Source organism: Pseudomonas sp. GZD-209 (assembly GCF_049310485.1).
Lineage (GTDB): Bacteria > Pseudomonadota > Gammaproteobacteria > Pseudomonadales > Pseudomonadaceae > Aquipseudomonas > Aquipseudomonas sichuanensis.
Genome location: NZ_JBMOWQ010000144.1, coordinates 15,094 through 31,974 on the forward strand (window position 1 = coordinate 15,094; position 16,881 = coordinate 31,974).

19 protein-coding genes are annotated in these 16,881 nt (G+C 63.4%); 2 read left to right on the forward strand and 17 right to left on the reverse strand.

All coding sequences use genetic code 11. From position 1 onward, the window contains the following. Positions 1-58: 58 nt before the first annotated feature. Both ACO6VM_RS17130 and ACO6VM_RS17135 read right to left on the reverse strand, forming a co-directional pair. Positions 59-1,027 carry a GTP 3',8-cyclase MoaA gene (locus ACO6VM_RS17130; protein ID WP_401057867.1) on the reverse strand — a complete coding sequence of 323 codons (969 nt, stop codon included), beginning with the start codon at positions 1,025-1,027 and terminating at the stop codon, positions 59-61. Positions 1,028-1,156: 129 nt separating this feature from the next. Then, complete coding sequence (locus ACO6VM_RS17135) at positions 1,157-1,792, reverse strand: TetR/AcrR family transcriptional regulator (protein WP_110995672.1); 636 nt, start codon at positions 1,790-1,792, stop codon at positions 1,157-1,159. 73 nt (positions 1,793-1,865) lie between these two features. Here ACO6VM_RS17135 and ACO6VM_RS17140 point away from each other — a divergent pair, with 73 nt between their 5' ends. Further along, a complete protein-coding gene (locus tag ACO6VM_RS17140; RefSeq protein WP_401057865.1) occupies positions 1,866-2,999 on the forward strand; it encodes an aminotransferase class V-fold PLP-dependent enzyme in 1,134 nt (377 codons plus the stop codon). A 238-nt stretch (positions 3,000-3,237) separates the two neighbouring features. Here the strand turns inward: ACO6VM_RS17140 and ACO6VM_RS17145 are convergent, their stop codons facing one another. The 12 genes from ACO6VM_RS17145 to ACO6VM_RS17200 form a co-directional block, all read right to left on the reverse strand. Continuing rightward, positions 3,238-4,020, reverse strand: coding sequence for a TatD family hydrolase (locus tag ACO6VM_RS17145; protein ID WP_110995674.1), 783 nt, complete (start codon positions 4,018-4,020; stop codon positions 3,238-3,240). 30 nt (positions 4,021-4,050) lie between these two features. Next, positions 4,051-5,037, reverse strand: a complete 987-nt coding sequence (locus ACO6VM_RS17150) for a DNA polymerase III subunit delta' (protein WP_401057863.1) — start codon at positions 5,035-5,037, stop codon at positions 4,051-4,053. Further along, positions 5,030-5,662, reverse strand: a complete 633-nt coding sequence (tmk, locus tag ACO6VM_RS17155) for a dTMP kinase (protein WP_125857902.1) — start codon at positions 5,660-5,662, stop codon at positions 5,030-5,032. The genes ACO6VM_RS17150 and tmk overlap by 8 nt, the downstream gene beginning before the upstream one ends. 9 nt (positions 5,663-5,671) lie before the next feature. Beyond that, positions 5,672-6,841, reverse strand: a complete 1,170-nt coding sequence (mltG, locus tag ACO6VM_RS17160; protein WP_401057861.1) for an endolytic transglycosylase MltG — start codon at positions 6,839-6,841, stop codon at positions 5,672-5,674. A gap of 3 nt (positions 6,842-6,844) precedes the next feature. Next, entirely contained in the window at positions 6,845-7,660 is an 816-nt protein-coding gene (pabC, locus tag ACO6VM_RS17165; protein WP_390967761.1) for an aminodeoxychorismate lyase, read from the reverse strand. Next, a complete protein-coding gene (fabF, locus tag ACO6VM_RS17170) occupies positions 7,660-8,904 on the reverse strand; it encodes a beta-ketoacyl-ACP synthase II (RefSeq protein ID WP_110995679.1) in 1,245 nt (414 codons plus the stop codon). Before fabF ends, pabC begins: the two co-directional genes overlap by 1 nt. Before the next feature lie 174 nt (positions 8,905-9,078). Beyond that, positions 9,079-9,315, reverse strand: coding sequence for an acyl carrier protein (gene acpP / locus ACO6VM_RS17175; RefSeq protein WP_010223225.1), 237 nt, complete (start codon positions 9,313-9,315; stop codon positions 9,079-9,081). Between the two features lie 204 nt (positions 9,316-9,519). After that, positions 9,520-10,260, reverse strand: coding sequence for a 3-oxoacyl-ACP reductase FabG (gene fabG, locus ACO6VM_RS17180; RefSeq protein WP_390967760.1), 741 nt, complete (start codon positions 10,258-10,260; stop codon positions 9,520-9,522). Positions 10,261-10,276: 16 nt separating this feature from the next. Then, positions 10,277-11,215 (reverse strand): ACP S-malonyltransferase, encoded by a 939-nt coding sequence (fabD, locus tag ACO6VM_RS17185; protein WP_401057858.1) that lies wholly within the window; start codon positions 11,213-11,215, stop codon positions 10,277-10,279. Between the two features lie 186 nt (positions 11,216-11,401). Then, the gene (plsX, locus tag ACO6VM_RS17190) at positions 11,402-12,412 is read right to left on the reverse strand and encodes a phosphate acyltransferase PlsX (RefSeq protein ID WP_125463228.1); all 1,011 of its coding nucleotides are present in this window, start codon (positions 12,410-12,412) and stop codon (positions 11,402-11,404) included. A 3-nt stretch (positions 12,413-12,415) separates the two neighbouring features. After that, positions 12,416-12,598: a 50S ribosomal protein L32 gene (gene rpmF, locus ACO6VM_RS17195; protein WP_008096416.1), complete on the reverse strand. Its 183-nt coding sequence runs from the start codon at positions 12,596-12,598 to the stop codon at positions 12,416-12,418. A 13-nt stretch (positions 12,599-12,611) separates the two neighbouring features. Then, complete coding sequence (locus ACO6VM_RS17200) at positions 12,612-13,139, reverse strand: YceD family protein (protein WP_401057856.1); 528 nt, start codon at positions 13,137-13,139, stop codon at positions 12,612-12,614. A 95-nt stretch (positions 13,140-13,234) separates the two neighbouring features. On the opposite strand from ACO6VM_RS17200, the gene ACO6VM_RS17205 reads away from it, so the two are divergent. Next, on the forward strand, positions 13,235-13,813 hold the full coding sequence (locus ACO6VM_RS17205; protein WP_401057854.1) for a Maf family protein: 579 nt from the start codon (positions 13,235-13,237) through the stop codon (positions 13,811-13,813). Positions 13,814-13,906: 93 nt separating this feature from the next. Here the strand turns inward: ACO6VM_RS17205 and sppA are convergent, their stop codons facing one another. From sppA to rluC, 3 genes are read right to left on the reverse strand one after another with little or no spacing between them, the layout of a single operon-like run. Beyond that, positions 13,907-14,890, reverse strand: a complete 984-nt coding sequence (gene sppA, locus ACO6VM_RS17210; RefSeq protein WP_125857894.1) for a signal peptide peptidase SppA — start codon at positions 14,888-14,890, stop codon at positions 13,907-13,909. A 2-nt stretch (positions 14,891-14,892) separates the two neighbouring features. Next, the gene (locus ACO6VM_RS17215; protein WP_401057852.1) at positions 14,893-15,573 is read right to left on the reverse strand and encodes an HAD family hydrolase; all 681 of its coding nucleotides are present in this window, start codon (positions 15,571-15,573) and stop codon (positions 14,893-14,895) included. 3 nt (positions 15,574-15,576) lie between these two features. Continuing rightward, complete coding sequence (rluC, locus tag ACO6VM_RS17220; protein ID WP_390967757.1) at positions 15,577-16,533, reverse strand: 23S rRNA pseudouridine(955/2504/2580) synthase RluC; 957 nt, start codon at positions 16,531-16,533, stop codon at positions 15,577-15,579. Positions 16,534-16,881: the final 348 nt, after the last annotated feature.

Genomic DNA, 16,881 nt, shown 5'->3' on the forward strand with positions numbered 1-16,881 from the left:
CAGAGGCCGGTGACGAAAAACCGGCGAATAGCCGCCAGATGCAGCTTTTGCGCCAGAGTCAGCCGCCGATCACCTTCATCACCATCACATCGCCGGAGAACGCCAGGTCCTGCTTGTCCGCCAGCGCCTTCACCAGCAACCGCTGCAACGCCGGCAGCGCCTGGTGGCGCGGCTTGTCCAGCAGGTCGCCGACAAAGTGACGGTTGCCTGAAGAGAGGCAACCATGCAACCAGCCGGTGGATGACAAGCGCAGTCGCGAGCAGGCGCGGCAAAACGGTACGCTCTCGTTGGCGATTACCCCGAAGTGCCCTTTGCCGGGTATGCGATAACGCAGCGCGGTAGCATCCACCGGGCGCTGCGCCTGCTCGAACTCATGGGCTTCGCCGATCAGCGCAAGCAATTGCTCCAGCCCCACGAACTGCTGCCCGAAGGCATTGCTGTCTCGGGCCAGGTGGCCCATGCGCATCAGCTCGATGAAGCGCAGTTCGTAACCCCTCTGCAGACAGTAGTCGAGCAGCGGCAGTACCTGATCGAGGTTTTGCCCACGCATGGGCACCATGTTGACCTTGATCGCCATGCCGGCAGCGCTGGCCTGGGCCATGCCGTCGAGCACGCTGGCCAGATCGCCACCACGGGCGATGCGGCGAAACGCCAGGGGGTCGAGGGTATCGAGCGAGACATTCAGCCTGCGGATGCCGGCAGCACGCAGCAACGGCAGTTTGCGGGCAAGCAGTTGGCCATTGGTGGTGAGGCTGATGTCCTCCAGCCCGAGCCCGGCCACCGCCGTCAGGAAGCCCTCGAGCCGCGGGCTGATCAGCGGCTCGCCGCCAGTGATGCGCAAGCGCTCGACACCTGCGGCCTCGACCAGATAGGCCACGCCACGTCCCAGCGCCTCGGCCCCCAGCTCGTCCTGCGCCGCCACCAGGCGCTTGCCATCGGGCACGCAGTAGGTGCAGGCGTAGTTGCAGGCAGCAGTCAGGCTGACGCGCAGGTTGCGAAAGCGCCTGCCTTGACGATCGACGATCATGGGTGACTCCGGCATGGAAGAATCGGACCGGCAAAACCTGACTCATAAATCAGGTTTTTGCAAGTCTTCCTGTCGAAGGCTGAATCACACGATGCTCACCAAAAGCCGGCAAGCACCGCCCGAGCCGCTTCAGTTCGCGGTTTCTGGGTCGCGCTTGCGCTTGTTGCCCATGCGCACGCCGATGTCCATGAGGAACTGGAAGAAGCCTTCCTGATCTTCCAGCACGTTGCTCCAGAATGGCGAGTGATACAGCGCCACCGCACCGTGGACCAGCGCCCACGCCGCGCAATAGTGGAAGTACGGCGGCACGTCCTCGAGCTTGCCTTCGCTGATGCGGCCCTTGATCAGTTGCGTCAGGCGGTCGAAGTTGGAGGCACGGATGCTGTGCAACTGCTCGACCATTTCCGGCACCTGGTTGCCCTTGACCACCTTTTCTTCCAGGCGGTCGAACAGCCGGTAGCGCTGCGGGTCGCGCATGCGGAACTCGAAGTAGGCGCGCGACAGCGCCTCTTTGTCACGGTCGACGTCAGCGGAATGCAGCAGCTCGTTCAGGTCACGCTCATAGTCGAGCATCAGGCGCAGGTAGATCTCCGCCTTGGACTTGAAGTGCTTGTAGATCGTGCCTTTGCCGATGCCGACGGCGTCGGCGATCATCTCGACGGTGACGCTGTCTTCACCCTGTTCGAGAAACAGCTTGAGCGCCGTATCGAGGATTTCCTGCTCGCGGCGGCGAAATTCACGGACCTTACGAGGTTCTTTGTGCATAGGTAGGACTAGGATGACAATCGAAGCGGATTATTATGCCTAACTGGCGGTAAATTGCACGGATCTTCCAAGCATGTCTGTGTTTCTTGATGAGTTCGAGCAGGCTCCGGGCCTGTGCTACCTGAACCACGCGGCCATCGCTCCGTGGCCGCGCCGGGCCACTGATGCCGTGGCGCGCTTCGCCCGTGACAACCTGCAGCGCGGCGCCAGCGACTACCCGGCCTGGCTGGCCACCGAGCGGCGCCTGCGCGAACGCCTGGCGCGCCTGCTCAACGCGCCGTCCACAGGCGACATCGCCTTGCTGGGCAATACCTCGCAAGCCTTGTCATTGGTGGCCTTCGGCCTCGACTGGCAACGCGGCGACCAGGTGATCATCAGCGACGAAGAGTTCCCTTCCAATCGCGTGGTCTGGCAGGCACTGGCCGATCAAGGCGTCGACGTGATCGAGACCAGCCTGGCCGGGGATGACCCAGAGGCCGCACTGCTTAAGGCCTGCGGCCCACGCGCCCGGCTGCTGGCGGTCAGTGCCGTGCAGTTCGCCAGCGGCCTGCGCCTGGACCTTGCCCGCCTGGGCCAGGGCTGTCGCGAACGGGGCGTGCTGTTCTGCGTCGATGCCATCCAGCAGATTGGCGCCCTGCCCTTCGACGTGCAGCACTACCAGTGCGATTTCGCCATGGCCGACGGCCACAAGTGGATGCTCGGCCCCGAGGGCCTGGGGGTGTTCTACTGCCGCAGCGCCCTGCGCAGGCAGCTGAAACTGCACGCCTACGGCTGGCACATGCTCGAACAGCTGGGCGATTTCGAGCGCCGCAGCTGGCAACCGGCACGCAGTGCACGACGTTTCGAGCCGGGCAGCCCGAACATGCTCGGCGCCTGTGCGCTGGAGGCCAGCCTGTCATTGCTGGAAGATGTCGGCATGCATGTGGTTGCTGAGCAACTCGGGCATCGCGTCGAGCAACTGCACCAGGGGCTGGCGGCGATCCCGGGTGTGCAGCTGCACAGCCCGGCAGACCCAAGGCGCCGCGCAGGCATCGTCAATTTCACTGTGGCTGGCCGCGCCAATGCCGAGATTTATCGAGCGCTAAGCAAGCAGCAGGTCATCTGCGCCCTGCGCGGGCCCGGCGTGCGTTTTTCCCCACACTTCTATACCGATGAGCACCTGATCGACGAAGCACTGCGGCTGGTCAGGCAAATCGCCATGCATTGATCGCCCAAGGGACCGCCGACGTATTCCAAATCTGTTTAAAAAACGATCAGCAAGCGCTGGCAGGGCGCCAATCCTGGCCAATACTTGAAGTGTTGGCGCGGCGCATCCCCCCCAAGTGGCGCGCCGATAAAGGTGCCCAGGGACCGCGTACCTTTGTTTTACTCCTAATGGTCTTAACCCGGATTCCCCCCCCAGAACCCGGGTTTTTTTTGCCCGGGCGCCAGCGACGAACTGCGGATCAGGCCACCCGTGCCAGCGGGAACAGGCGCTTGAAGTTGGCGGTGGTCTGCTCGGCCAGCTGCTCATAGCTGGCCCCGCGCAGCGAGGCGACATATTCGGCCACTTCCCGCACGTACTGCGGCAGGTTCGGCTTGCCGCGGTGCGGGATCGGCGCCAGGTACGGCGAGTCGGTCTCCACCAGCAGCCGATCGACCGGCACCTGCCGGGCCACCTCGCGCAAGGCATCGGCGTTGCGGAAAGTCACGATGCCGGACAACGAAATGTAATAACCCAGGTCCAGCGCAGCCTTGGCCATCGGCCAATCTTCGGTGAAGCAGTGCAGCACCCCGGCCTGGGGCAGGTTGGCTTCACGCAGCAGGGCCAGGGTGTCTTCGCGGGCCGCACGGGTATGCACGATCACCGGCTTGCCGGTCTGCCGCGAGGCTTCCAGGTGCAGGCGGAAGGAGGCCTGCTGCAGCTCGGCGGCTTCGGGCTCGTAGTGGTAATCCAGGCCGGTCTCGCCGATGGCCACCACATGCGGATGGGCCAGCTCGCGCAGCAGCCACTCCAGGGCCGGGGTTTCACCCGGTGCCAGGTCCAGCGGATGCACCCCCACCGAGCAATCGACGTCGGCGTACTGCTCGCTGAGCGCCTTGACCGCGCCGGCGTTCTCGGCGCTGACGCCGATGCACAGGAAATGCCCGACGCCGCGCTCACGCGCGGCCTGCAGGGCAGCATCGAGGGAACCCTGATGGGCGCTGAGGTCAAGACGGTCGAGGTGGCAATGGGAATCTACGAGCATGGGAACACACACATGAATGAACGATGGAGATCAGCGCATGCCCGGCAGCTGCACCCAATGGGCGAGCAAGGCTTCGAGCAGCAGCACACGGTTGAGGTTGGCCTTGCCCAGCACTTTCTGGCGCTGCTCGAGGATCCACGCCTGGACCTCCAGCACCTTGGCCTGACGGCTCTTCTGCGCCAGGTACTGCAGCACCTTGCGCATGTCGGCCAGGCCTAGCCCGTCCTCGTCCTGGGTCAGCTGATAGCGCAGGATCAGGTGCGACCAGTCGCAGAACCAGTCGAACAACAACAGTAACGGCACGTTGTTCCAGGCTTCGGCCAGTTGGCTGGGCGACTGCTGCTGCTTGAGCAGCTTCTTCACACCCTCGGTGACCAGCGCGCGCTGCTCGCGCACGCCCTTCGCCTGCAGGCTGACGGCCATCAGCGGCGAGCCGGCGGCCAGTGTCAGCAGCTCCTCGCGCTCGTCTTCGGCGCTGTCGGCAAGGGCATCAGCCAGCCACGCACGGCTCTGGGCCAGGCTCGGCTGCGGGCAGGTGACCTGCTGGCAACGGCTCTTGATGGTGGGCAGCAAGCGGCTGGGCTGGTGGCTGACCAACAGCAGCACGGTATCGCCGGAAGGCTCCTCAAGGCTCTTGAGCAAGGCATTGGAGGCGTTGATGTTCATCGCCTCCACCGGCTCGATCAGCACCACCTTGCGCCCGCCCTGCTGGGCCGTCTGCACGATGAACGACACCAGTTCGCGAACCTGGTCGACCTTGATCGGCTTGTCGGCTTCTTCTGGCTCCAGCACGAAGTTGTCCGGATGGCTGCCGGCCTTGAGCAGCAGGCACGCCTTGCACTGCCCGCAGGCATCCAGCCCCTGGGGCGCCTGGCACAGCAGCCGCGCCATGAGCCGCTCGGCCAGGGCACGCTTGCCGATCCCCTGGGGCCCATGCAGCAGGTAGGCGTGGGCATGCTGACTGCGCCCGGCCAGTTGCTGCCAGAGCGCCTGTTGCCAGGGGTAGGCTTCAGCCACGGCAACGCTCCACAAGGCCCGGCAGCAGCGCATCGATCGCCCGTTGCACCGCATCCAGCGGCTGAGCGGCATCCAGCAGGCTGTAGCGTTGCGGCTGCTGGGCGGCGCGTTGCAGGTAGGCCTGGCGCACCGCCTCGAAGAAGGCCTGGCCCTCCTGCTCGAAGCGGTCCAGCCGGCCACGGGCCGCAGCACGGGCCAGGCCGACCTCGACGGGCAGGTCGAAGACCAGGGTCAGGTCCGGGCGCAGTTCGCCCTGGACGAAGGATTCGAGGATGGCGATGCGCTCCACCGACAAGCCACGGCCGCCACCCTGATAGGCGTAAGTAGCATCGGTGAAGCGATCGCAGAGCACCACGGCGCCACGCGCCAGGGCCGGGCGGATCACTTCTGCCAGGTGCTGGGCACGGGCAGCGAACATCAGCAGCAACTCGGTATCGGCCGCCATGGGCTCGTCGCTGGGGGCCAACAGCAGCTCGCGGATGCGCTCGGCCAGTGGCGTGCCACCGGGCTCGCGGGTCATCACCACATCGACACCCTGCTCACGCAGGCGCGCCGCCAGGTAGTCGCGGTTGGTGCTCTTGCCCGCGCCTTCGGGGCCTTCCAGGGTGATAAACAAACCGCTCACGGGTGTTCCTTACTGTTTTTCGGGTACCGGCGCCTCGGCCGGCACGGATTCATCGGTAGGCGCGCCAGCGTCACTCTCAGGCGGAGCTGCCTCGGCAGGGGCCTCCTGGTCGGGCGCCGGCTGCTCGCCTGCTCCCGGCTGCGCCGCAGGTGCCGGGCTGGAGCGATAGTCTGCCCGCCGCTTGAGCTGGAACTCACGCACAGCGCTGTTGTGGTCGTCCAGGTCATCGGAGAACACATGGCTGCCATCGCCACGGGCGACGAAATACAGGCTGCTGCCATCGCTGGGGTTGAGCGCGGCATGGATCGCCTCGCGGCCGACCATGGCGATCGGCGTCGGCGGCAGGCCACTGATGGTGTAGGTGTTGTAGGGCGTCGGTTCACGCAGGTCGGCCCGGGTGATCTTGCCGTTGTAGCGCTCGCCCATGCCGTAGATCACGGTCGGGTCGGTCTGCAGCATCATCCCCAGGCGCAGCCGGCGCACGAACACACCGGCGATCTGGTTACGCTCCTGCGGAATGCCTGTCTCCTTCTCCACCAGCGAGGCCATGATCAACGCCTGGTAAGGGTCGCGATACGGCAAGCCGGTGCTGCGCTCGGCCCACTCCTTGGCCAGCACTTCGTCCAGGCGCATGTAGGCCTGCTGCAACAGTTCGACGTCGCTCATACCGCGCACGAAGCGGTAGGTATCAGGGAAGAAACGGCCCTCGGGGAACACGCCGGTGTGACCGAGCTTGTCCATCACCTGCGCGTCGCTCAGGTCGTCGAGGGTGTGCTTGATCTTGTCGTGCCTGGCCACTGCGGCACGCACCTGGCGGAAGGTCCAGCCCTCGACCAGGGTGAGGTTGTACTGCACCACATCGCCGCGCTGCCAGGCATCGAACAACTGCCCCACGGTCATGCCGGGGGTCAGGCGGTATTCACCGGTATGCAGCGGGGTGCCGGCCATGTTGAAGCGCCAGTAAAGGCGCAGCCAGAGCGCATCGTCGAGCAGCCCCTCGCCTTCCATGCGGTAGAACATGCGATTGGGCGTGGTGCCGCCGGGCACATCGAGCAGGCGCTCCTGCGCCACTTGCAGGGGCTGCTCCAGAACCGAGTTGACCTTCCAGGCAGCCCAGCCCAATGCCAGGCCGGCGAGGATCAAACCCATTTCCAGCAGCAGCAGGAATTTGCGTCTCACGAATCAGGTATCCAGTAACGTACGGGCAACGGCCTGCAGTTTAAGGGTGAGCGGGCCTGCCGGCCAGTTCAGTGCAGCGAATTCACGTACGGGCCAGATACCGTAGACACTGTTGCAGACAAACACTTCGTCGGCCTGCTGCAGGTCCTCCAGTGTCAGGTCACGCACCTCGACGGCAAGACCCGACAACGACGCCTGCTCGAGCAATGCGCCACGCATCACGCCAGCCACGCCACAACGGCTCAGGTCGGCGGTCAGCAGCACCTCGCCACGCACCAGAAACAGGTTGCTGTACACCCCTTCGATCACTCGCCCTTGGCTGTCGCGCATCAAGCCTTCGGCATACGCACTGTCCTGCCATTCGGCACGGGCCAGCACCTGCTCCAGGCGGTTGAGGTGTTTGAGTCCGGCCAGCAGCGGTTGTTCCGCCAGCCGTGTCTGACAGGGGAACAGGCGCACCCCCAGCTCGGCGTGTTGTGCAGGATAGACGGGCAAGGGGCTGCCCTGAAGAATACGCCGCGCCTGGGCGCCGGGCGCCGGGGCATAACCGCGCTGGCTGTCGCCGCGGGTCAGGATCAGCTTGGCGACGCCCTCCCCCAGCAACTGAGCGAATTGCAACAGCTCATTGCGAACCAGCACCAGATCAACGTCGATCGCCAGGCGCTGGCAACCCAGTGCCAGGCGGTCGAGATGCCGGGTTAGCAGGCTGGGCTTGCCGCCACGCACGGCAATGGTCTCGAACAGACCATCACCGTAGGCCAGGCCGCGATTCTGCAAATTGACCGCAGTCGCGTCCTGGCCATCGATCCAGCAGTGCATCAGTCGGCGAACCGGCGGAACACCAGCGAACCGTTGGTCCCGCCGAAGCCGAACGAGTTGGACAGCACCACGTCGATAGGCATGCTGCGCGCCTGGTGCGGTACGAAGTCCAGGTCGCAACCTTCGTCCGGCTCGTCCAGGTTGATGGTCGGCGGCGCCATCTGGCTGTTGATCGCCAGCACGCTGAAGATCGCTTCCACCGCGCCAGCGGCACCCAGCAGGTGGCCGGTCATCGACTTGGTCGAGCTGACTGCCAGCTTGTAGGCATGCTCGCCGAACACGCGCTTGATCGCCGCCACTTCGGCGATATCGCCAGCTGGGGTCGAAGTGCCGTGGGCATTGATGTAGCTGACCGCTTGCGGCTCGATACCGGCATCGCGCAGGGCGTTGGCCATGCAGCGCGCAGCACCTTCACCCGAGTCGGGTGGCGAGGTCATGTGGTAGGCGTCGCCGCTCATGCCAAAACCGACCAGCTCGGCATAAATGGTCGCGCCACGCGCCTTGGCGTGCTCCAGCTCTTCGAGCACCAGGGCACCGGCACCGTCGGACAGCACGAAACCATCACGGCCCTTGTCCCACGGACGGCTGGCGCGGGTCGGTTCATCGTTGCGGGTCGACAGCGCGCGCGAGGCCCCGAAGCCACCCATGCCCAGGCCACAGGCGGCCATTTCGGCACCGCCGGCAATCATCACGTCCGCTTCACCGTAGGCGATATTGCGCGCGGCCATGCCGATGCAATGGGTACCCGTGGTGCAGGCGGTGGCGATCGCGTAGTTCGGCCCCTGCAGGCCCAGGTGGATCGACAGGAAGCCCGAGATCATGTTGATGATCGAGCCCGGCACGAAGAACGGCGAAATGCGGCGCGGGCCCTGCTCGTGCAGGGTCCGGCTGGTTTCTTCGATGTTGGTCAGGCCGCCGATCCCCGAGCCCATGGCCACGCCAATGCGCTCACGGTTGGCGTCGGTGACTTCCAAACCGGCATTGCGTACCGCCTGGAAACCGGCTGCCAGGCCGTATTGAATGAACAGGTCGAGTTTGCGAGCTTCCTTGGCCGACAGGTACTGCTCGACCTCGAAGCCCTTCACCGAGCCGCCAAAACGGGTGGAGTAGGCAGACAGATCCGTGTGTTCGATCGGACCAATGCCACTGCGGCCAGCCAGAATGCCCTGCCAGGTGCTCGGTACATCAGTACCCAGTGGCGACAGCATACCCATACCAGTGACCACGACGCGTCTACGCGACACAGTACTCTCCTTTTCCAATAACAGAGTTTCTTGCCATTGCATTCAAGGCAATGGAATGAAATGGCAACAAGCTCTAAAGGCTCGCAACACGACGCTGGTGCCTCGCAAAGAAAAAACCGCACGCCGGCGAAGGCAGTGCGGTTTTCCCCGACAAGAAGCGTCGACTACAGCGTCTTAGGCCTGGTGGCTGTTGACGTAGTCGATGGCAGCTTGAACGGTAGTGATCTTCTCGGCTTCTTCGTCAGGGATTTCGGTCTCGAATTCCTCTTCCAGAGCCATCACCAGCTCAACGGTGTCAAGCGAGTCGGCACCCAGGTCTTCAACGAAGGAAGATTCGTTTTTGACTTCTTCTTCCTTGACGCCCAGTTGCTCGGCGACGATTTTCTTGACGCGTTCTTCGATGGTGCTCATACCTAGTTTTCACTCCTAATGGACATATGTCAGGCAGCTGGCCGGTGACCAAGTTTATAGAAAGACGCCTGCTTTTCAAGCGGAACACGTCTTCAGCTAAGTCGCCCAACCCCCTGCCCGGAATCTGGTTGCAGCTTTATAACGGATTTTAAGCTCGGAGTATGACTCTTTTTTGAAGCAATCCGTCACATCGCATTGCGGTTTTTACATGTACATCCCGCCGTTCACCGGCACGGTGGCGCCAGTGACATAGGCGGCGCCATCGGAGGCCAGGAACGAAACCACTTTGGCGATTTCGTCGGCCTGGCCCAGGCGGCCCAGCGGAATTTCTTTCTGCAGGGCTTCGCGCTGCGCTTCCGGCAGCTCACGAGTCATGTCGGTGTCGATGAAGCCCGGGGTGACCGAGTTGACGGTGATGCCACGCGAACCCACTTCACGGGCCAGCGCGCGGCTGAAGCCTTCCAGGCCAGCCTTGGCGGCCGCGTAGTTGGCCTGCCCTGCGTTACCCATGGCACCGACGACCGAGCCGATGCTGATGATACGACCCCAGCGGGCCTTGGTCATGCCGCGCAGCACGCCCTTGGACAGACGGTAGAGGCTGTTGAGGTTGGTGTCGATTACATCGAACCACTCGTCATCCTTCATGCGCAGCATGAGGTTGTCGCGGGTGATGCCAGCGTTGTTGACCAGGATGGTTGGGGCGCCGAACTGCTCACCGATGGCGCTCAGCACCGCATTCACGGACTCTGCGCTGGTCACGTTCAATTCCATGCCGGTACCGGCGACGCCGTGCTCTTTGAGCGTGGCGGCGATGCGCTCGGCACCGGAGGCCGAAGTGGCGGTGCCGATGACGATGGCGCCCTGGCGGCCAAGCTCAAGGGCGATGGCCTGGCCAATGCCACGGCTGGCGCCGGTAACCAGTGCAACTTTACCTTGCAGGCTCATGCAAGCGTCTCCAGATTCAGGCCAGCGCCGCACGGGTGGCGGCGACGGCGTCAGGGGTATTGAGGTTGTAAGTGGTCACGCCGTCGGCGCAACGCTTGTTCAGGCCAGCCAGCACCTTGCCCGGGCCGCACTCGACCAGGTTCACCGCGCCGCGCTCGGCCAGGGCCTGCACGCATTCGACCCAGCGCACAGGCTGGTACAGCTGTGCCAGCAGATCCTGCTTGAGCGCATCGAGGTCGGCGGCGATGGCGGCGGTGACGTTCTGCACCACCGGAATCTGCGGGGCCTTCCACTCGATGGCGTTGACGAATTCGGCGAAGCGCTCGGCAGCGGGCTTCATCAGCGCACAGTGCGACGGCACGCTGACCGCCAGCGGCAGGGCACGCTTGGCGCCGGCCTCTTTGCACAGTGCCATGGCGCGATCGACCGCAGCCTTGTTACCGGCAATCACCACCTGGCCAGGCGAGTTGAAGTTCACCGCACTGACCACTTCATCTTCAGCGGCCTTGGCGCAGAGCTCGACCACAACAGCATCGTCCAGGCCCAGGATGGCAGCCATGGCACCATGGCCGGCCGGCACGGCTTCCTGCATCAGCTGGCCACGGCGCTCGACCAGGCGAACGGCGTCCTTGAGCGACAGGCTGCCGGCAGCGACCAGGGCACTGTACTCACCCAGGCTGTGACCCGAAACGAATGCCGGGTGTGCACCACCCTCATCCAGCCACAGGCGCCACAGGGCGATGGAGGCGGTCAGGATGGCCGGCTGCGTCTTGTCGGTTTGATTGAGTTGTTCTTCCGGACCTTCCTGGACCAGTTTCCACAGGTCGTAGCCCAGAGCCTCGGAAGCTTCCTTGAAGGTTTCGACGATTACCGGCTTTTCAGCGCCGAGCTCGGCGAGCATGCCCAGCGACTGGGAACCTTGACCGGGAAAGACGAATGCGAGGGATGCAGACATTGAACAAGCCCTTATGATCTTGTCGTCGGATAGGGTGCGCCGGGCCACAGGCCGAGCGCGAAATCTGAAAGCTTGGATGGAACGGCGGACCAAGCGGTCACATTTAAGCACTTCATGGGCGATATGCCCAAAGTCTTTGTTTTTCCAGCACCCGCCTCATCGCAGGGCAAGCCCGCCCCACGACATTCAGGGCAACAGGTCTTCGAGGCGCCCGTGCAGGCGCTGCGGCAGGTTTTCCTGGATCTCGATCAGCGCACGCTGGATGGCGCTCTGGAAACCCTGCACGCCTGCCGAACCATGGCTCTTGATGACGATACCCTGGAGCCCGAGGAAGCTTGCGCCATTGTGTCGCGCCGGCGCCAGGTCGGCCTGCAGGCGCTTGAGCAGTGGCATGGCCATGGCCCCGGCAGCCCGCGCCAGCACACCGCCACGGAACAACGCTTCGATGCGCGCGGCGATCATGGTCGCCAGGCCTTCGCTGGACTTGAGCAGGATGTTGCCGACAAAACCGTCGCACACCACTACGTCCGCCTCGCCGCGGTACAGCCCGTCACCCTCGACAAAACCGATGTAGTTCAGGCCACGTGCGTTCTGCAACAAGCTGGCGGCCAGCTTGACCTGCTGATTGCCCTTGATGTCTTCGGTGCCGATATTGAGCAGCGCCACCCGCGGGCGATGAACCCCAAGCGCCTGGGCAGCCACCGAACCCATCACCGCAAACTGGTAGAGGTTTTCGGCACTGCAGTCGACATTGGCGCCCAGGTCGAGCAACTGGCAGTAGCCTGCCTGGGTCGGGATCGCCGCCACCATCGCCGGGCGATCGATACCGGGCAAGGTCTTGAGCACGAAACGCGACAACGCCATGAGCGCGCCGGTATTGCCGGCACTGACGCAGGCCTGGGCCTTGCCGTCTCGCACCAGTTCGAGGGCGATGCGCATCGACGAGTCGGGCTTGCCGCGCAACGCCTGCGACGGCCGCTCGTCCATGCCCACCACTTCACTGGCCGCAACAATTTGCAGGCGCGCGCGATCCGCAGCCGATTGGCCGCTGACAAGCTCTTCAAGAAGGGAGGGTTGACCGACGAGGGTCAGGTGCAGCGAGGGAGTAGCCGAAAGGCAGGCTAGGCTAGCCTGGACAATGCTGCGGGGACCGAAGTCCCCGCCCATTGCGTCGATCGCGATGATCTGAGCGGACAAGGATTACTCGTCAGCGCCCTTGTCGATCACTTTGCGACCACGGTATACGCCTTCTGGCGAAACGTGGTGACGCAGGTGTACTTCACCGGTGCTCTTCTCTACCGACAGGGCGTTTTCCGACAGGGCGTCGTGCGAACGGCGCATGTCACGGGCAGAGCGGGATTTTTTGTTCTGCTGAACAGCCATAATTGATTAACTCCTAAACGTTTGGGTCACGCTTTAACTGCGCCAATACACTGAACGGGTTGGACCGCGATACCTCGTCCTTGCTCGGTTCGGGCTCATCTGCGCCCGCCGGCTGCTGGCATTCTTCCGGATGATGAGCAGGCACGATCGGCAGGGCAAGCAGCAGCTCTTCCTCGACCAGGGCCTGCAGATCCAAAGGATCTTCGCCCAGTTCCAGCACGTCATAGCCTTTCGGCAACGACTGGGTATTCGCACCCTCCTTCACCACGGCGTAAGTAGATTCGCTGTGGATTGGAAGGGTGACCAGCTCAAGACAACGCTGGCAAACCATTTTGACTTCGACATCCAGCTCGCTGTGGATAACCACAACTTTCTGTTCGTCTCGTTCAAAATCGAACTTCGCCTGCACCATACCGACAGTGTCGGAAAGCGGGTCGCAGAGTCTTTCCAAATCAGCGAGTTGCAGCGAACCACTAAGGGTTACGCCTCGATCGGCTAATTTGCGCGGGTCAACGTGAGGTGGAATCGGGTCATTCAACATAGGCGCAGCATTCTAGGGATGCACCCCCTCCCTGTCAAAGGAAATTCGGCACATCTCGCATGTTAGAATTCGAGGCAATTGACCAGGAGTCTATCATGCTTCCTCTGTTACTGGCTTCGAGCTCCCCCTACCGGCGTGAACTGCTCGCCCGCCTGCGCCTGCCCTTCAGCTGGGCAAGCCCCGATCTAGACGAGCAGCGGCTGGCCGATGAGCCCGCCGTCGAACTGGTTCGCCGCCTGGCCCGGCAAAAAGCCGAAGCGCTCGCAGGCCGCTATCCGGGGCACCTGATCATCGGCTCTGACCAGGTAGCGGTGCTCGGCGAGCAGATCCTCGGCAAACCTCACACCTTCGAGCGCGCCTGCGAGCAACTGCTGGAAGCGAGCGGCCAGCAGGTCACCTTCCTCACCGGCCTGGCACTGCTCAACAGCGCCAGCGGCCAGTGCCAGGTCGATTGCGTGCCATTCACGGTGACCATGCGCGAACTGGATCGGGAGCGTGTGGAGCGTTACGTGCAGGCCGAGCAGCCGCTGGATTGCGCAGGCAGCTTCAAAGCGGAGGGGCTGGGGGTGAGCCTGTTCCAGAGCACCCATGGCTGCGATGCCACGAGCCTGATCGGGCTGCCGCTGATTCGCTTGGTGGACATGCTGCACAAGGAAGGCGTGCAGGTGCCTTGAGAACGCATCGCGGAGCAAGCCCGCTCCCACGAGATCGATATGCGACCTGTGGGAGCGGGCTTGCCCCGCGATGAATGTCACGCCGATTTCAGATCAACGCAACGAAGGCCCCTGGAAGCCCATGTACATGGCCAGCCGCTCGGCCACACTGGCACCGATACGCTTGGAGAAACGATCGAACGGCGACTCCTGCACGGTGAAATCCACCAGCTCCTTCTCACCGATGATCTCGCGAGCCACATAGCTGGCACTGCCCAGGCCATCCACCAGGCCCAGCTCCTTGGCCTGCTCGCCAGACCAGATCAAACCACTGAACAACTCAGGATGATCCTTGTCCTTCAGGCGCTCGCCCCTTCCCTGCTTGACCATGGCGATGAACTGGCGATGCGTGGTATCCAGCACCCCCTGCCAGAACGCGGTCTCTTCCGGCTTCTGCGGCGAGAACGGGTCGAGGAAGGCCTTGTGCTCACCCGCGGTGTAGGTGCGACGCTCGACGCCCAGCTTGTCCATGGTGCCGACGAAGCCATAACCGGCGGCCGTCACGCCAATAGAGCCGACCAGACTGGCCTTGTCGGCATAGATCTCATCGGCGGCACTGGCGATGTAATAAGCGCCGGAGGCACCCAGATCGGTAATCACCGCATACAGCTTGATGGCTGGGTATTCGGCGCGCAGGCGGCGAATTTCGTCATAGATATAGCCCGACTGCACCGGGCTGCCGCCCGGACTGTTGATACGCAGCACCACACCCTTGGTTTTCGAGTCCTTGAATGCTTCACGCAAGCTCTTGACGATATTGTCGGCGCCAGCCGGCTCCTGATCGGCGATCACCCCGCGCACTTCGACCAGCGCCGTGTGGCTGGCACTGCGTGACGCAGCCTTGTCCACGTCCATCAGCGGCGTGAACAGGACCAGCATGCCGAACAGGTAGACGAAGGTCAGCAACTTGAAAAAGATGCCCCAACGCCGCGCCCGACGCTGCTCCTGGACGCCTGCCAGCAGCGTCTTTTCCAGCAGCTTCCAGCTCTTGCGCTCTTCGTTGTCTTCAGACTCGGGTGCTTTCCACTCGTCAGCCATGCTCACCTACCCTGGAAATTGAGTTGCGCGCCACTCGCCAGCCATTCGCGCAATTGAGAGAAATGCTCGATGCACACTTGCGGCCCGAACTCGGCCAAGGCCTGCAGCGGCATCGCGCCATAGCCGACCGCCACCGAGTGCATGCCTGCATTGCTGGCCATCTGCAGGTCGAATGCCGAATCGCCGACCATCAGCGCCCGCCCGGGTTCGACCCGGCAATGGGCGAGGATTTCTTCGAGCATCAACGGGTGCGGCTTGCCACGGGTCTCGTCGGCGCCGCGAGTGATATCGAAGTAGCCTTCCCAGCCATTGGCCTTGAGCACCCGATCCAGCCCGCGACGCGCCTTGCCGGTGGCCACCGCCAGGCGATAGCCCTCGGCACGGAAAGCCTCGAGGGATTCGACCACCCCCTCGAACAGCGGCGAAGGCTGCTGATCCAGCGCCGTGTAGACATCGGCGTAATGCTGACGGAAAGCTTGCACCTGCACGGTATCCAGGTGCGGGTACAGCGTGGCGATCGCCTCATCCAATGCCAGGCCGATGATGCCTTTGATGGCCTCATCGCTGCTTGGCGCCTCACCGGCACGGCCGGCCGCCACATTCATGGCCTCGACGATACGCCCGATGGAGTCGGCCAAGGTGCCGTCCCAGTCGAAGATCAGCAACTCGTAACGCTTGTTCATAGGTCAGGTCGCGCTCAGGCGCTCCACGGTCTTGGCCCACACTTCATCCACCGGCGCCTCGAGCTTGAGCTCGCCGCCGTCAGGCAGCGGCACCGTGAGCTGATAGGCATGCAGGAACAGGCGCTTGCCGCCCAGCTCGCGAATCTCGCGGCTGAAATCTTCATCACCGTATTTGCTGTCACCGGCGATCATGTGCCCGGCATGCAGGGCGTGCACACGAATCTGGTGGGTGCGGCCGGTAATCGGCCGGGCCTCGACGATGGTGGCGAACTCGCCGAAACGGCGCAGCACGCGGAACATCGTCAACGCCTCCTTGCCTTCGTCATTCACCTCGACCATGCGCTCGCCCGAGCGCAGGTTGCTCTTGAGCAACGGCGCGTTGACCTGCTTCTTCGCGGTCGGCCAATGGCCGCGCACCAGCGCCATGTAGCGCTTGTCCACGCCATCGCCGCGCAGGGCGGCATGCAGGTGGCGCAGCATGCTGCGCTTCTTGGCGATCATCAGCAGGCCGGAAGTGTCGCGATCCAGGCGATGCACCAGCTCCAGTTCCTTGGCATCAGGGCGCAACTGACGCAGCGCCTCGATCACCCCGAAACTCAAACCACTGCCGCCATGCACGGCAATGCCGGATGGCTTGTTCATCACGATCAGCGCCTTGTCTTCATAGACGATGGCGGCTTCCAGGCGCTGCAGCAGCCCCTGGGCCACAGGCGCTGGCTCGTCGCGTTCAGGCAGGCGCACAGGCGGCACGCGGACGATATCGCCAGCCTGCAGCTTGTATTCCGGTTTGATCCGCCCTTTGTTGACCCGCACCTCACCCTTGCGCAGGATGCGGTAGACCAAGGTTTTGGGCACGCCCTTGAGGGCCGTGATGAGGAAATTGTCGATGCGTTGGCCGGCAAGCTCCGGCGCGACTTCGATCAGCTGTACGCCGGAAGTCGGAGGGGTATTGGTCGTCATGGCGGGATCATAACAATTTTTTATGGAATTGAAGCACTTAATCATAACTGCTATAGTCGCGAACGCCGCCAAAAGCGGCAGGCCAGTGATACCAGGCTCTACGCCGGTTCCTGACCTTCGCAATTCTCCAGGACGCGAGGCCGTCCTACGGGGTTTTCGCCAGTTTAAACAAATGCCTGGAATCGCCACCAGCGCTGTGTAGAGAAGACCGAAGAAAAACGACAAGCGCGGTGTTCCACCTGCTTACCGAACCTTTTTCGCCGCACCTCTGCCCGCCAGTCGCTTCCACGTAACGCCCGGCGAATGCTTCGGAAATACCTGCCTTGGACATAAATGGCGCCAGCGCGG

Bases quoted from the DNA above. Each gene is read 5' to 3' on its own strand.
- ACO6VM_RS17130 (WP_401057867.1), bottom strand. From the start codon at position 1,027: ATGATCGTCGATCGTCAAGGCAGGCGCTTTCGCAACCTGCGCGTCAGC.
- ACO6VM_RS17135 (WP_110995672.1), bottom strand. From the start codon at position 1,792: ATGCACAAAGAACCTCGTAAGGTCCGTGAATTTCGCCGCCGCGAGCAG.
- ACO6VM_RS17140 (WP_401057865.1), top strand. From the start codon at position 1,866: ATGTCTGTGTTTCTTGATGAGTTCGAGCAGGCTCCGGGCCTGTGCTAC.
- ACO6VM_RS17145 (WP_110995674.1), bottom strand. From the start codon at position 4,020: ATGCTCGTAGATTCCCATTGCCACCTCGACCGTCTTGACCTCAGCGCC.
- pabC (WP_390967761.1), bottom strand. From the start codon at position 7,660: ATGCACTGCTGGATCGATGGCCAGGACGCGACTGCGGTCAATTTGCAG.
- acpP (WP_010223225.1), bottom strand. From the start codon at position 9,315: ATGAGCACCATCGAAGAACGCGTCAAGAAAATCGTCGCCGAGCAACTG.
- fabG (WP_390967760.1), bottom strand. From the start codon at position 10,260: ATGAGCCTGCAAGGTAAAGTTGCACTGGTTACCGGCGCCAGCCGTGGC.
- fabD (WP_401057858.1), bottom strand. From the start codon at position 11,215: ATGTCTGCATCCCTCGCATTCGTCTTTCCCGGTCAAGGTTCCCAGTCG.
- rpmF (WP_008096416.1), bottom strand. From the start codon at position 12,598: ATGGCTGTTCAGCAGAACAAAAAATCCCGCTCTGCCCGTGACATGCGC.
- ACO6VM_RS17200 (WP_401057856.1), bottom strand. From the start codon at position 13,139: ATGTTGAATGACCCGATTCCACCTCACGTTGACCCGCGCAAATTAGCC.
- ACO6VM_RS17205 (WP_401057854.1), top strand. From the start codon at position 13,235: ATGCTTCCTCTGTTACTGGCTTCGAGCTCCCCCTACCGGCGTGAACTG.
- sppA (WP_125857894.1), bottom strand. From the start codon at position 14,890: ATGGCTGACGAGTGGAAAGCACCCGAGTCTGAAGACAACGAAGAGCGC.
- ACO6VM_RS17215 (WP_401057852.1), bottom strand. From the start codon at position 15,573: ATGAACAAGCGTTACGAGTTGCTGATCTTCGACTGGGACGGCACCTTG.
- rluC (WP_390967757.1), bottom strand. From the start codon at position 16,533: ATGACGACCAATACCCCTCCGACTTCCGGCGTACAGCTGATCGAAGTC.